The organism is Phormidium sp. CCY1219 (assembly GCF_055795085.1).
Genome location: NZ_JAYFEQ010000920.1, coordinates 1 through 13,468 on the forward strand (window position 1 = coordinate 1; position 13,468 = coordinate 13,468).

The 13,468-nt window shown below is 52.7% G+C and carries 12 protein-coding genes; 6 read left to right on the forward strand and 6 right to left on the reverse strand.

The genetic code is table 11. The features are described from left to right. Positions 1 to 129: 129 nt before the first annotated feature. Together AC0QH1_RS30350 and AC0QH1_RS30355 are read right to left on the reverse strand one after the other, a co-directional pair. Complete coding sequence (locus AC0QH1_RS30350) at positions 130 to 1,869, reverse strand: peptidoglycan DD-metalloendopeptidase family protein (RefSeq protein ID WP_324635180.1); 1,740 nt, start codon at positions 1,867 to 1,869, stop codon at positions 130 to 132. A gap of 78 nt (positions 1,870 to 1,947) precedes the next feature. Next, positions 1,948 to 2,808 carry a biotin--[acetyl-CoA-carboxylase] ligase gene (locus tag AC0QH1_RS30355; protein ID WP_324635181.1) on the reverse strand — a complete coding sequence of 287 codons (861 nt, stop codon included), beginning with the start codon at positions 2,806 to 2,808 and terminating at the stop codon, positions 1,948 to 1,950. 287 nt (positions 2,809 to 3,095) lie between these two features. Between AC0QH1_RS30355 and pgeF the strand changes: the two genes are divergently transcribed. After that, positions 3,096 to 3,884 (forward strand): peptidoglycan editing factor PgeF, encoded by a 789-nt coding sequence (gene pgeF / locus AC0QH1_RS30360; protein ID WP_324635182.1) that lies wholly within the window; start codon positions 3,096 to 3,098, stop codon positions 3,882 to 3,884. A 637-nt stretch (positions 3,885 to 4,521) separates the two neighbouring features. On the opposite strand, the gene AC0QH1_RS30365 is transcribed toward pgeF, so the two are convergent. After that, complete coding sequence (locus AC0QH1_RS30365) at positions 4,522 to 4,746, reverse strand: hypothetical protein (protein ID WP_324635183.1); 225 nt, start codon at positions 4,744 to 4,746, stop codon at positions 4,522 to 4,524. A gap of 560 nt (positions 4,747 to 5,306) precedes the next feature. Between AC0QH1_RS30365 and AC0QH1_RS30370 the strand changes: the two genes are divergently transcribed. Beyond that, positions 5,307 to 5,915, forward strand: a complete 609-nt coding sequence (locus AC0QH1_RS30370) for a CPP1-like family protein (RefSeq protein WP_442957394.1) — start codon at positions 5,307 to 5,309, stop codon at positions 5,913 to 5,915. 303 nt (positions 5,916 to 6,218) lie between these two features. Here AC0QH1_RS30370 and AC0QH1_RS30375 read toward each other — a convergent pair whose 3' ends face one another. Then, a complete protein-coding gene (locus AC0QH1_RS30375) occupies positions 6,219 to 8,687 on the reverse strand; it encodes an ATP-dependent Clp protease ATP-binding subunit (protein WP_324635185.1) in 2,469 nt (822 codons plus the stop codon). 140 nt (positions 8,688 to 8,827) lie between these two features. Between AC0QH1_RS30375 and AC0QH1_RS30380 the strand changes: the two genes are divergently transcribed. The 4 genes from AC0QH1_RS30380 to AC0QH1_RS30395 all read left to right on the forward strand — a co-directional run bounded on the left by AC0QH1_RS30380 (position 8,828) and on the right by AC0QH1_RS30395 (position 12,003). Further along, positions 8,828 to 8,980, forward strand: a complete 153-nt coding sequence (locus AC0QH1_RS30380; RefSeq protein WP_324635186.1) for a hypothetical protein — start codon at positions 8,828 to 8,830, stop codon at positions 8,978 to 8,980. Between the two features lie 304 nt (positions 8,981 to 9,284). After that, positions 9,285 to 9,413, forward strand: a complete 129-nt coding sequence (locus tag AC0QH1_RS30385; protein ID WP_324635187.1) for a hypothetical protein — start codon at positions 9,285 to 9,287, stop codon at positions 9,411 to 9,413. 53 nt (positions 9,414 to 9,466) lie between these two features. Next, the gene (locus tag AC0QH1_RS30390) at positions 9,467 to 11,221 is read left to right on the forward strand and encodes a WD40 repeat domain-containing protein (protein ID WP_324635188.1); all 1,755 of its coding nucleotides are present in this window, start codon (positions 9,467 to 9,469) and stop codon (positions 11,219 to 11,221) included. A gap of 179 nt (positions 11,222 to 11,400) precedes the next feature. After that, positions 11,401 to 12,003, forward strand: a complete 603-nt coding sequence (locus AC0QH1_RS30395; protein ID WP_324635189.1) for a hypothetical protein — start codon at positions 11,401 to 11,403, stop codon at positions 12,001 to 12,003. Between the two features lie 13 nt (positions 12,004 to 12,016). Here the strand turns inward: AC0QH1_RS30395 and AC0QH1_RS30400 are convergent, their stop codons facing one another. Beyond that, a complete protein-coding gene (locus AC0QH1_RS30400; protein WP_324635190.1) occupies positions 12,017 to 12,481 on the reverse strand; it encodes a hypothetical protein in 465 nt (154 codons plus the stop codon). A 733-nt stretch (positions 12,482 to 13,214) separates the two neighbouring features. Beyond that, positions 13,215 to 13,468: hypothetical protein (locus tag AC0QH1_RS30405; RefSeq protein ID WP_324635191.1), on the reverse strand; the 254-nt coding region annotated here is incomplete at its 5' end.

Below are 13,468 nucleotides of genomic sequence, written 5' to 3' on the forward strand. Positions count from 1 at the left end.
TCGGCAATATTCCCATTATGAATAAGTATAGCAGAAATTTTTCCTTTTCGCCAGGGTTTTCTTTTTTTTGGGGCCGGGGGCAGGAGGGGAGCCGCGAAGCGACTGGGAGAGAGAGGCTTCGCGGGAGAACTAGGAACTGGGAGAGTCCACCTCCGGGGGAGGTTCCAGGTTAGCCGGAACAGAGATTTCGCGGGAAATGGGAAGCTCTGGCGAGGCAACCGGGGGAGGAGCGGGCACCTCCAAAGTCGTTGCCACCCGGGTGTTGGGGGAGAGGAAACTCTGCGGGGGTGGGGGTGCGGGCATATCCAGAGAAGGCAAAGTAGCCAAAGGGGAGCCTTCTGGAGTGGGAACTTCCGGAAGAGGTGCAGCCATTTCCAAAGACTGAATTAAAGTAGAGAGGGCGTATTCGAGTTGAGTGCCCGGATCCAGATTGACCCAGCCTTCGGGAGTCAGTTCGCGTAGTTCAAAGTGAAGGTGAGGGCCAGTGGAATTGCCGGTGCTGCCCAAGCGAGCGATCGCTTCTCCCTGCGCCACAAACTGACCCGGTTCCACGAGAATTTCCGACAGGTGAGCGTAGAGGGTTTCGGTGGTGGCATCCTCATGTTCGATAACCACAGTTTTGCCGTAACCGCCCAACCAATCAGCGATCGCCACCGTACCGGAATATGCCGCCAACACCGGGGTGCCCAACGGTGCGCCCAAATCCGTCCCACTATGGAATCGGCGATCGCCAAAAATCGGATGAACCCGCCAGCCAAACAACGAAGTAATCTGGGCCGGAATCGCCAAGGGAAAAATCATGCTCCTATCCCCATTTCCCGGACGACCCGCCGGACGAGACAGGCGTTTCAAATCGAAATTGCGCGCCGCCGCCTTGGTGCGAAAGTGAATCCCCCCATCACCCACCTGCACCGGCCCGACATTAATCGGTTCGAGTTCCTGCTTCACCGGCACTTCCGGAAGCGAAGCATAAGCGGGCGCGGGTTCCGGGGCATAAGGTTCCGGAGCAGCAACTGGCTCAGGAGACGGCGGTTGTGGCTGTCGGTAAAGATTTTGCTGTTGAGCCTCCAGAATTGAAGCGGGGGGCACTTCCTCCGACTCCCCATCATAAACATGCGCCTCACTGGGCACAGAAACATCTTGATGAGGCGCTTGGGGCGTCCAATCCTCTTGCGCCACTTCCCGAACCGGTGGCGGTGGAGGTGGTGCGGCGGGTACCCCGAGGGGATCCGGGTCAGCCTGGGGACGAGCAACCGTTTGAGCGGGGGTGGAATCTGTCGGCGGGTTGAGAGCAGGCGCTTCATTGGCAGAAACCGACGGTTCGCTTTCTGTAGCCCCGACGCTGTAATCCGTGCGATCGCGGTAGAGATTGTTTTGGTGAACCTCGCGCAAAGGAACAGCAGCATTAGCGCGGACCGGGGTAGTATCTGCTTCTGGCGGTGCGATGTCTCCCGGAGCGGCGATCGCCTCTGGTGCAGCACGGTCCTGATTCCGGGGTTTCCAAGGAGCCACCCCAGTAGAATCCATCGGATCCGGTACGGCGGCGGATGGCGACGCAGGGGGTTCCGTGGCATAGTCAGCCTCCGCTGCTGGCTCCAACTCCGCTGGCTGCAGATCCGCGCTCGCTTCCCGTAACGGCTGCAACTGTTGGGCGCTACCCGGGGATTGCAATCTGGGTTCGGCGGAGGGCGGCGGGGGTGCCACTTCGGCATCCCCAAACTCGTCGATCGCATCCAATGGTGTCTGGGCGCGAACTCCTTCCCCAGCAATAAATCCGAGGCTGGGAATCCAAACGACTCCCTGCAACAGCAAGGAGAACTGACAAACGATGCTCAACGGCGTGCGGACAAATTTAAGTTGCTGGCTCATCTCTCGCTTGCTTCTCATACAGTAAGGCTGATGAATGAATAACCCAACCTGGAGGTACCTTCCCCGAGGGCGGAGGAGTTAGACATCGGGCGGCGGATAACCCAAGCTGATTGTACCGGGTGGGAGGGCAATTTCTGAGGGAGAAGTACCAGGGGCGGCATTTTCGTCGCCCCTTGCCGATCGCGCGAGGCGAACCAGCAGTTCTCCAGTTTTGCTGACCCCGGCGATCGCTCCGGGAAACCCCTTCACCGTCACCGATTCTCCGAGACCCACCATCAATTGTCGGTACGATGGCAGCAAAGTCTCGACACCTTTCTCGATAAAGGTTTGGTATCCGGAGGTGATTCCGTGCAGGGTCAGGGCCGCCAACATTTCCAGGGAGTTTATCTCCGGGTTGGGGCGATCGGTGAGGAAGCGATACAGATTGATGCCCGTTTCTGGCACTGGGTTTTTCCAATTGATCCCCACTCCCACCACCGCTTGGGTAATCTTTCCCCGATTGATTTTAGTTTCGGTTAGAATACCACCCAGTTTGCGAGAGTGGAGCAATAAATCGTTAGGCCATTTGAGACAGACCGGAATTTGATAGGCGCGCAGGGTGGTGGCGATTCCCCAAGCACTGCACAGGGTGAGCAGGAGTGCATCGGCGACGGGGAGATTGGGGGTTAGGGCAATCGAAAGGTACAAACCGCCTGCAGGAGAATGCCACTGGCGTCCCCACTGTCCTTTGCCGGCGGTTTGGCGCTTCGCGATCGCCACCCATAAGGCAGGTTCCGCTACCTCGGCGATCGCCTCCCACAGGGTTTGATTGGTAGAGGCGAGTTCCTCGAAAATCTGGATCGAATAGCCAACAGATGGCGGCGCAAACCCAACGGGGGAAGGATTTGCGCCGTCGGCGTCGAAGGACTTTAAAATCTGTTCTAGGCGTTCTCGATTCAAGGGAAGAATAATGGGGTTTGTTTTGCCGATCGCCGCTTAGGTTAGCATAAATTGGGGGTCGCGTCGGCGAAAATTTGGGATTTTTTCCCGGGCTGGGTGTTTTACGGTACAATCCCTATGCCGCGATCGCTTACCCTCGTTGGCGGGAAACATTCCCCGGGGTGCGTTGTCTGGTTTCTCATCTGTTGTAAGTGATTCCTCCTCACTCTCCTAACCACTGTTCGCGTTTGGGGGGTTGCTCTCTGGCGCGAATGACAGACACTGATTATTTTTAGCGAGAATTAAACATGCATACTTGGCATTGGCATAGTTGGAATGGACTGCCCTATCTGAGTTGTAGTTTATTGTCACGGTGGCCTCACGGTTTTTTTACCCAGCAGTTTTGGCCCCGATCGCCCACGGAATTGGTGGAGGTCCTCCAACCCACGGCGCGGGTTTATCGCGTGACTCAAGTTCATGGCAATCGCGTGGTGAATACCCGAGAGATGTCGCCGGAGGTATCCTCGCCAGACGGGCAAGAGATTTTGCCTTCTAAACCCGATGCGGATGGGTTGCTGACTCACGAGGGCGATCGCGCGGTGTGGGTTTGCACGGCGGATTGCTCGCCGGTGCTGATTGCCGATCCGCAAACGGGTCAGGTGGCGGCAATTCATGCCGGGTGGCGGGGGACTGCTGCCCGCATCATCCCGGAGGCGATCGCGCAAATGCAAGCCCAAGGTAGTTCGTTGCCACAACTGCAGGTGGCGATCGGTCCGGCGATCGCAGGGGAGGTTTATCAAGTTCAAGACGATGTGGCGGCGCAAGTGTGCGGTACCATTGTAGAAACGGATACTCCCGAGCAGATTTTATCCGAGGTGCAACAGTTGCCTCATCCGCCAGTGTTAGCGGATGCAGAACCGGGGCGCGTGCGCTTGGACGTGCGCCGGGTGATTCAGTTGCAGTTGGCACAAATGGGCATTGCCAGGGATGCGATCGCGATCGCCCCCTATTGCACGTACCAAAACCCCGATCGCTTTTTTTCCTATCGTCGCGAAGCTCAGAAAAAGGTTCAGTGGTCGGGAATTGTCAGTCAGTGATGCATCGCACTGGCAACTGCGGTTGTGCGCTACCTGTTCTCCCAAGGGTTGTGCCAACCCCAGGTTATATCCCGCTACCCCCCAGGCGCACTCTCTCGGGTGTGGGTTTCCTATGAGATAAAGGAAAGGAGAAACCGGGTTTCTCGCTCTCGGAAATGGCTAAGCGGTAAATTCGCGATCGAGAAACCCGGTTTCTAACCGCTACACACCGATGCCCTCGCGCCCTGTTTCGCTCGAAAATTATATATAAATGAGTGAGAATAAATTGACGAGGGACACGGACTTTTAGTTTTGCTCTAGCTTCGATTCGGTGCTTCGGTGTTTTTTCTAACTTGGCAACTGCTACGTCCTACAAACTATATAGCGCCTCTCCAGGGTGACCGGCAATGCAATGACTATATTGCATTACGGTTCGGGGGCAGGATTGCGATCGCCGTTTTCATATCCCTCGAATTTCAAAGTGAGTCCGGTACTTCTGAGGCTTTAGGTGATAAGCAAAGCGATCGCCTTTTTTATCGTCAGCCTCCGGCAATCCACCGCTCGTAAATACTATATCCCATGATGGGTGGTTTACTATCAAAAACTGCGGCATTTTTTATAAAAAAAAGTTTAAATTAGCGGTAGCACCCTGCCCGGTTTATACCGTGGGGGAAAATAGAGGGATGGAGAGGTTAAATAGGCACAGGGGATTGGTTTGTGCTTCTCCTCCGAACGAGCGCGATCGCTTCGGTGACAAAATTGTGCTTGTGCATCCCGCGCCGAGGAGGATGGAGGAGGTGGGAGTTTTTGGCGATCGCCGGTCTTCGCAAGGGGTGGGGCGAAGGATAGAAATAAATGGCGAGATAGCGATCGCCCGAGGCAAAATGAGGGGTTAGCGAGGCATTGAGAGAGGTCAGTGCAAATTGTTAAAGCCTCTTGACAAAAAGCCCCAGCAATGGTATTTTATTTATTCAATTCAATTACCAGTTGTCAACTGAAAACCTACGAGCTAAAATAACTGAGGGGAAAGCTTGCTGAACTACAGCGTCGGCGAGGGATGCGCCGATGAGGAAAGCACCGGAATTAGACGGAAGCGGAACCCATGAGATTTGGGGAGTGACGAAAACGTTGAGAGGCCCTGGGGTGGTGGTTAAGCCTAAGCCAGCGATCGCCCGTAGAAGACGGACAAGGACTCGCGTTATTCTAATAACAGAACAAGTGGCATAATTTTTTCTATGCTATCTATTATCAGGAGGCATCCCCGAGCAAGTCCGCCGTTAAAGCCCGATTTTCTTGCTGAATGTCGGCACAAAATACGAGGTTTGGGTCTACAAGTCCTTATGGTTTATCTTTATCAGGCCAATTTAGAACATGAGTAAGGCGGGGACTTGTGGAAGGGTTTGTGTTAATGGTAACTTAAAAATCGAGGTGGAAGAAAATCTGATGAGCGAACTGAGTTCTTACGAGCAACTTGGGGTATCGGAAAATGCGACATTTGAGGAAATTCAACAAGCGCGCCAACGCTTGAGCGACGAATACAGCGGCGATCGCAAGCAACTCGATCGCATTGAAGCCGCTTATGACGAGATTCTCATGCAGCGGCTGCGAGCGCGTCAAGAAGGGAAAATCAAAGTCCCCGAACGGATCCGCTTTGCCGAACGAGAAGTCCGCAGTGCGCCGCCGTCGCCTCCCGCCCCACCGAAAGAGGCTCCCGCATGGTTGCAAGGATTGCTAGACACCCCCTCGCAAGCCGAGATTCTGTGGCCGGCAGGCACATTTTTTGCCTTAAGCGCCCTCAGTCTGATCCAACCGGCATCCGCATCATTAGCCTTAGCCGTGGGGGTTGGATTTAGCCTTTATTTTATCAATCGCAAGGAGAACAAATTTGGTCGGGCGGTGACCATTACCCTCGTCACCTTAATTGTCGGCTTATTGTTGGGAACCCCAATCGCAAGCTGGCTAACGGCCCTTGGCGTGCAGTTACCCACAGAAGGTTTAGCGGCGAGTTTTGCCTTCTTCATTCTGTGGTTGGCGAACAGCTTTTTGCGGTAATTGCAAATCCAGTAGATGGCGTTTGAAAAAGCCCCGCATCCCTTTATGGGTGGGGCTGCATTTTTTTTGACCGCCTGTGCGGGGTGATTGAATTTGGAGCTAAGTGGGTGCGTGAAGCCCCTTGGGGATTGAGTTATCCCAGGGGGGATGGGGTGGGTGGCGTCACGCACCCTATGGGGGAATTGGGGATTAAAAAACGGTAGAGAGGGACAAACTCTCTACCGTTTTGATTTGGATTTAAACCCGTGGTGGGGTTAATGGGGAAGGGGACAGGATAAATGCGTGCCCCTTGATTCGGGAAGTCTACTCAATGGTGGGGGAGAGCAATTCGCGCTGTTCTCCCGGGCCGACGGTGACTTGACCTTCCTCATTCACATCCACCAAAGCGGTTTCGCCTTCTTGGATGCGACCGGAGAGGATTTCTTCGGCGAGGCTATCTTCGAGCAAGCGCATGATGGCGCGACGTAACGGACGAGCGCCGTAGCTGGGGTTGTAGCCTTCTTCCACGAGACGTTCTTTGAATCGTTCGGTGACTTCGAGGGTAATGCCTTTTTCGGTCAGCCGGCTGAAGACTTCGCGCAGCATGATTTCGGCGATTTCCTTGACCTCTTCCTTGGTGAGTTGACGGAAGACGATGATTTCATCGAGACGGTTGAGGAATTCGGGACGGAAATACTGCTTGAGTTCTTCGTTGACCAAATTGCGGATGCGGTTGTATTGAGCGTCTGCTTGGTCTTCAGCAAACTCGAATCCGAGTCCGCCGCCACCTTTTTCGATGACCTTGGAACCGATGTTGGAGGTCATAATCAGCAAGGTGTTTTTGAAGTCCACCGTGCGACCTTTGGCATCGGTGAGGCGACCGTCTTCTAAGATTTGCAGGAGCATGTTGAAGACGTCGGGGTGAGCCTTTTCGATTTCGTCGAACAGGACCACGGTGTAGGGACGACGGCGCACGGCTTCAGTGAGCTGACCGCCTTCGTTGTAGCCCACATAACCCGGAGGGGAGCCGATGAGTTTGGAGACGGTGTGGCGCTCCATGAACTCGGACATATCCAGACGAATCATCGCCTCTTCGGAACCGAAGAAGTAGCTGGCCAAGGATTTGGTCAGTTCGGTTTTACCGACCCCAGTCGGACCGGAGAAGACGAAGCTGGCGATCGGGCGGTTGGGGTTTTTCAAGCCGACGCGGGCGCGACGAATGGCGCGAGAGACGGCTTTGACGGCTTCTTCTTGACCGATGAGACGCTGGTGCAGGGTATCTTCCATGTGCAGCAGCTTCTCGGATTCGGATTCGGTGAGCTTGTTGACGGGGACGCCGGTCCAGCTTGCGACAATTTGGGCGATGTCTTCTTCGGAGACCACGGGGGAGAGGTCGCTATCGGCGGATCCGCTCTTTTTGTTGCTAGCGATCGCGCGGATTTCGGATTTGATTTCCATTTCGCGATCGCGCAGTTCCCCGGCGCGGTCGAAGTCTTGCGATCGCACGGCGTCGTCTTTTTCTTTAAGCACTTCGCGCAGTTCTTTATCCAATTCCTTGGCGGCGGGGGGCAATTGCGAGTTAATCAAGCGGACGCGAGATCCGGCTTCGTCGATTAAGTCGATCGCCTTATCGGGCAAGTAGCGATCGCTGATATAGCGATCGGATAGCTTCGCCGCTGCATCCAGGGCCTCGTCGGAGATTTTCAGCTTGTGATGTTGCTCGTAGCGATCGCGCAAGCCAAACAGAATTTCGATGGTTTCTTCCACACTGGGTTCGCCCACCATCACCGGTTGGAAGCGGCGCTCTAATGCGGCATCCCGTTCGATGTGCTTGCGATATTCATCCAGGGTGGTGGCCCCGATGCACTGCAATTCACCCCGGGCTAAGGCCGGTTTGAGGATGTTGGCGGCGTCGATCGCCCCTTCTGCAGCACCGGCTCCGATTAAGGTGTGAACCTCATCGATCACCAGGATGACATTCCGCGCCGAGCGGATTTCATCCATAATTTTCTTGAGCCGTTCTTCAAATTCGCCGCGATATTTGGTGCCGGCCACCAATAAGCCGATATCCAAGGTCACGACCCGCTTTTCTTCTAAAATATCCGGCACGTCGTTATTGGCAATCCGCTGCGCCAATCCTTCGGCGATCGCGGTTTTCCCGACTCCCGGTTCGCCAATCAATACCGGATTGTTTTTGGTTCGCCGACCCAAAATCTGGATGACCCGTTCGATTTCTTTCTGACGCCCCACCACCGGATCCAACTTGCCTTCCGCTGCCATTTGAGTTAGGTTGGCACCGAATTCGTCCAGAGTGGGGGTTTTGGTGCGGGCATTCCCCGGTCCGGCGGTCACCTCTGCGGTTTCTCCCAACATCCGAATCACTTGGGTGCGAACCTTAGAAAGGTCTACCCCGAGGTTTTCCAACACTCGCGCTGCTACGCCTTCGCCTTCGCGAATCAGACCCAGCAACAGGTGTTCGGTGCCGATGTAGTTGTGACCGAGTTGACGTGCTTCTTCTAGAGACAGCTCTAGAACCCTCTTGGCCCGAGGCGTGAACGGAATTTCCACCGCCACGAAACCGGAACCGCGACCGATAATTTTTTCAACCTCAATCCTGGCGTCTTTGAGGTTGACTCCCATTGACTTGAGAACTTTTGCTGCAACTCCAGTCCCTTCCCCGATCAGACCCAATAAGATCTGTTCGGTACCGACGAAGTTATGTCCCAGTCGGCGAGCTTCCTCCTGGGCCAGCATAATGACTTTAATAGCTTTTTCTGTGAAGCGTTCAAACATGGCTTATTCCCATTACCGACACTTATGGCGCGTAAGAACCTGCTTTTATTACCCCGCGTGAGGAAACACAACAAGCAGCGATTTTTCCTGGAATTGTGTTTTTCAGGTCCATCTAGAATGCTTGGGATTTCCCCAGATTGATGGTTTTAAAGCACCAGAAAAGCCGCAAAGCTTTTTTGTTTACCGAGTCCGTACCGTCTGGCTCTAACACTGCCGCACCATCGGGTTTGAGTTTAAGTGGTGATGAGCGCGTGCGCCGCGATCGCCCACCCCGATATCAGTGGAAAGGTTAATACCCACGGGGGTTTTAACCCTTAACCTTTTGGCTTGGGAGTTACTCCCTCGAACATCGCTGGTACTTTGAACTTTAGCATAGCAAAACTCTTCGTTTTCGTGCCACTAGCCGCGAATGTGGAAATTACGCTACAGTTTGCCTCAGTCAGGTTGCCTGCTTGCCCTTCTTTGCCCGGAGGCAAGACCAATCAGGGCGAACCTTTGCCATCCCTGTGGCGGCTACTTCCTGGCAATACACCGCAGCACTGGTCAGAGGTTGGGTGGGGGTGATTTGTTGTCCCTGTAACCTTGATGTTGTTATGAATGATGCTGTTACTTGCCTCGGCGATCGCGATCGCAGCCCTCGATAACGGCGCTGTGGATCTTCGCCCCACTTGCCCTTCATCCCCTGGCTCGCATACCATTGCCACGAAGTTCAATATGTATTATTAAATACACAGCGCCAAACGCGCAATTGAAACGGCCAAGCAAACCGATCCCAATGTATGCCATTGATGGACTGGACAACTCCACTGAAATTCTTACAAGCCGATTTCCACAAACGGCTCAAAAAGCAAAAGTCAATCGAACCGACTTTGCTCAATTCCGATATTCGCGGTTGCCACAGTGAAATGATGGAGGTCTTTGGCGAAAAATTAGACAAAATTTTGCAGCGCTGTCAGGAAGAAGCGGCGGAACTAGCGGAATACCCGCCGCCAATTGCGGACAACTACGACGAGGACGACTACTCTTTCGAGGAAAAATACGAGTTTGAAGTCGGGGAGTATTTCCTGCGCGAGCAATTGATGGATCTGCTGATGAGCGCGCGTTTCGGACGGTTGCTTAAGAAGGTCAAACCGCTTTATCCCGATATCGAATTCGACGATGAAGGCAATTTGCGAAATGCAAGCAAATTTACCTATTACCTGGTAGCCAATCCGGCGCTCCGCATTCAAGTCAATGTCTGTGATGGCGAAAGCTTTAACAGCTTTAAAAATGACAAGGTGATTTGGTCGGTGACGCCGGAGGATGTGGAAAATCATCGGGCGATCGTGTTTGTGGCTCTGTTTTGGCTCTCTTGTACCCCCAAAGGGTCGCAAAAGGACAGCATTTTGGTGGGCTTTCTCCCCACGGATCTCCTCGAGTTTAGCGGCCCGAAAATTAACTTGGGACCGGCTGATTTCCTTTATGCTGGGGGTCTTAAAGGGTATTTGGAATCCCTCATCCTCCCGCCTACAAACGCGAAATCCCCGGTGCAACAGCGGGTGATTGCCCCCCCAAGCAGCACTTCGAGCCATTCCTCACCCCTGGCACAGGCGGCTTCTTCCTGGGAGTGCGCCCATACCCTGAAGGCGAAAGGGGCAATTAATTGTCTGGCGATCGCTCCTGACGGCTATACCCTTGCTAGTGGTAGCTGCGGCGAAACTCATCTGTGGAATTTAGACAAGGGGGAGTTTCTCTGCACCCTGGCGGAACATCCTTGGGTGGAATCCTGGAAAGTGGATGAAATCACTTCCCTTTCTTTTAGCCCCGATGGCTCTACTCTGGCAACGGGAAACTTGAATGCTTTGGTGACGCTATGGCATATCGGCGCGCGAGAAATGATTCATATCTTCCCAGAACATGAGGCAAGAGTGCGCGGAGTGACGTTTAGTCCGGAAGGTCGTCATCTGGCAAGTGGAGGGGACGATCGCAAGATTCGCTTGTGGGATTTGCATGAGGGGGATACCTACAATACCATCCCTTGGCTGACCGGTGCGGCTCATAGTCTGGCGTTTAGTCCAGATGGTCAATTGCTCGCCTCTGGCAGCTATCGAAAGGTGAAGGTCTGGGCACTCATTACCCCGGAGTGGAGCGATCTGCTGGATGGCCGATTGGTAAAAACGATGACGGGACATTCCCATGTGGTGGGCGCTGTGGCGTTTACCCCCGATAGTCAGGTGTTGATTACTGGCAGTGCGGATAAGACGATTAAATTGTGGCATCCGCGCACGGGAAAACCTCTGGGTACTCTCCAGGGCCATGAAGATGCGGTGCATTCTCTGGCGGTTAGCCCCGCTGGGGAGTGGTTGGCAAGTGCTAGCGCCGATCGCACGGTGAAGTTGTGGCATCTGCCCCGTCAGGAATTGCTGGCGACTTTTGAGGGCCACGCAGATGCGGTGACGGCGGTGGCATTTAACCCCAATGGCGATCGCATTATTAGTGGCAGTCAGGATAAAACTATCAAAATCTGGCAGTGGAATGCCCAATCGGATAATTAATTCCCGCTGAATGAATGTCCCTCGGCGCGAATAGTAACGATTGGGGGTTGGGTAGGGTTCGGATGAGTGGGGTTGACCCGAGAGTTCCGAGAAGCTGCAAGCAGCTTTTTTTGACTCTTTCTTCTCCGAGTCTCGTCCGTTTACCCAACTCTATTTTCGTTCTACCATTTCTAAAAATTATGCCTCGATTTAAAACTGTTTTGCCTCTGGTTTGTCTGCTGTTGGCGGCTTGTTCTGAAGGTCCGAATGTGGCGACTCAATCTGAGCCTTCTGCGGCGAATACTGCATCGGTTCGCGAGGAATCTCTCTCGTCTTCTAATGGGAAATCGGGAGAGAGTGCATCGCCAATCCCCAATCCGATTTTTGCGCCAATTTTGCCTAGGCTGAAGCAAGAAACTCAGGTGCCGATTTTATTACCGGATTATGTTTTTGGCGGCGATGGCGCAACTGAGATTTACGCGATTTTAGAAACGGCAAATCGCGATCGCTATCAAGTGATTTTGGGTTATACCCCGGATTGCAATGGCGGAACGGCTTGTCGGTTGGGTGCGATTTCGGGTGAAGCGATCGCCCCGGATTCTCCGCCTTTGTCCGGAAAGCCAGTCCGTCTCGATAATGGCATCACAGGTTATTTTGTAGCAGCGGTTTGTGGCGCAAATTGCTCGGATGCAACCCTGACTTGGGAACAAAATAATGCCCGCTATACAGTGGGCATTAAGGCTGGAAAAGGCGAAAAATTGGTGAAAATGGCCAATTCCGCAATCGCGAGCGGTCGCTTCTAAGCGCCGCGATCGCTCACGATACTGCGCGATCGAGAGGGTCTTGGCTGGCGGCAAGATCCTCTACTTTTTGCCCCACGGTATTCTCTAAATCCAATGTCCATTTCTTGAACGCTAATTTCTGAAATTTTTGGCTAAACTGCCAGAACAGTTGTCGGGTAGTATTAATCGTTTTATTCACGAAATTCCACCCAAATCCCCTCGCATGGGGACGCTTCTTTTCTTCTTGAAGCTGTGGCATTGAAGTTAAAGATAACCACAACAGCTTCGACCCTTTCAAGCTATCGATTAACGGCATGTTTTTTTTCGCGATTTTCACCCTCTTCTGGAAACTTTTTACCGGCTTTTTCTTCTTTAATATGCCGATTTTGGCTTTCGATATGACCTCGGCATCTGCGGGTTCTGTTGGTAAAACTAATTGCGTCGGTAAGGCAATCATTAATGTGACTAAAATGACCAATATGCACCTTGATAGCGCCATAATTAAGTTTTTCTCTCCCATATTACTAGCAGCGATCGCAAATAGGATTTATTAATTCGCGCTAGGCATTTCCCCTGCTCGTTTCTCCAGGCTTTCTTTCACCGACTGGCGATGTTCGCCTCTGTGTTCGCTACCACCCGTCCCCTTACTGCTGAATACTCAACCGGGGCGACGCTTTGCAGGCATTTCTACCCTTTTGACATCACGGGGGCGTGAGAAAAGTCGTTTCCCTAACTCCTACCGTATTTCAGCTTGCTGGTTCCTCTCCTTCTGACCCGTTGCACGTTCAACTCTTTTCCTTTCTCCAACGTTCACTTAAGTGTGAAATAAAAGTGAGACTCGTCAGTAATTTGACATTTTCATCTTCTATTTCACCCTTTCCGCTTTCCAACGTTGGGTTTCACTTTGCTTCACCCCTAATTAACTTTTATGGAGGTGCAACGTGGCTTTACGCCCAGACTAACTCTTCAACCTACATCGGTAGGCTTGACGATTCACACGCACAAAAGACCTATCCGGCAGCCTAGAGAAACACTGCCCGAATTTCAATCCCTTAATTTTATCTTACACCTTAATCTGCACAATGTCATTCGGTTTTCAAAACTTTTTTGAAAACTTTTCTGATTTTTGTCATCCGCTCTAATTATTTATGGCAGAAATTTTCCCCGGTCTTGTATTGCATATTAATTATTTAATATCAACAATTACAGCTAAGTAATGACCCACCCCACTTTCAAAAGCCGACTGTGTTGCCCCCCAAATGTAAAGTTAAATTAAGCAAATGGGGGGTATTACCCCTTATCGTGCTAGAGTAGTTCCAGTAGATGCACCCTAATGGCAACGCCCGCTTTCCCAGTGGGCGTTTTTTTATGGAGAGGAACGCGATCGCGAAGCTCTGAAAATCCGTAGAAGCCAGATGCAGCAGTTGAATTTCGCCGCAATGTAAAAAAATGTTAAGCAAGTGTGGGGTATTACCCTTTATCGTGC

Excerpts from the sequence above, each read along its gene's own strand:
- AC0QH1_RS30350 (WP_324635180.1), bottom strand. The coding sequence starts at position 1,869 with ATGAGCCAGCAACTTAAATTTGTCCGCACGCCGTTGAGCATCGTTTGT.
- pgeF (WP_324635182.1), top strand. The coding sequence starts at position 3,096 with ATGCATACTTGGCATTGGCATAGTTGGAATGGACTGCCCTATCTGAGT.
- AC0QH1_RS30370 (WP_442957394.1), top strand. The coding sequence starts at position 5,307 with ATGAGCGAACTGAGTTCTTACGAGCAACTTGGGGTATCGGAAAATGCG.
- AC0QH1_RS30375 (WP_324635185.1), bottom strand. The coding sequence starts at position 8,687 with ATGTTTGAACGCTTCACAGAAAAAGCTATTAAAGTCATTATGCTGGCC.
- AC0QH1_RS30380 (WP_324635186.1), top strand. The coding sequence starts at position 8,828 with ATGGTTTTAAAGCACCAGAAAAGCCGCAAAGCTTTTTTGTTTACCGAG.
- AC0QH1_RS30385 (WP_324635187.1), top strand. The coding sequence starts at position 9,285 with ATGATGCTGTTACTTGCCTCGGCGATCGCGATCGCAGCCCTCGATAAC.
- AC0QH1_RS30390 (WP_324635188.1), top strand. The coding sequence starts at position 9,467 with ATGCCATTGATGGACTGGACAACTCCACTGAAATTCTTACAAGCCGAT.
- AC0QH1_RS30395 (WP_324635189.1), top strand. The coding sequence starts at position 11,401 with ATGCCTCGATTTAAAACTGTTTTGCCTCTGGTTTGTCTGCTGTTGGCG.
- AC0QH1_RS30400 (WP_324635190.1), bottom strand. The coding sequence starts at position 12,481 with ATGGCGCTATCAAGGTGCATATTGGTCATTTTAGTCACATTAATGATT.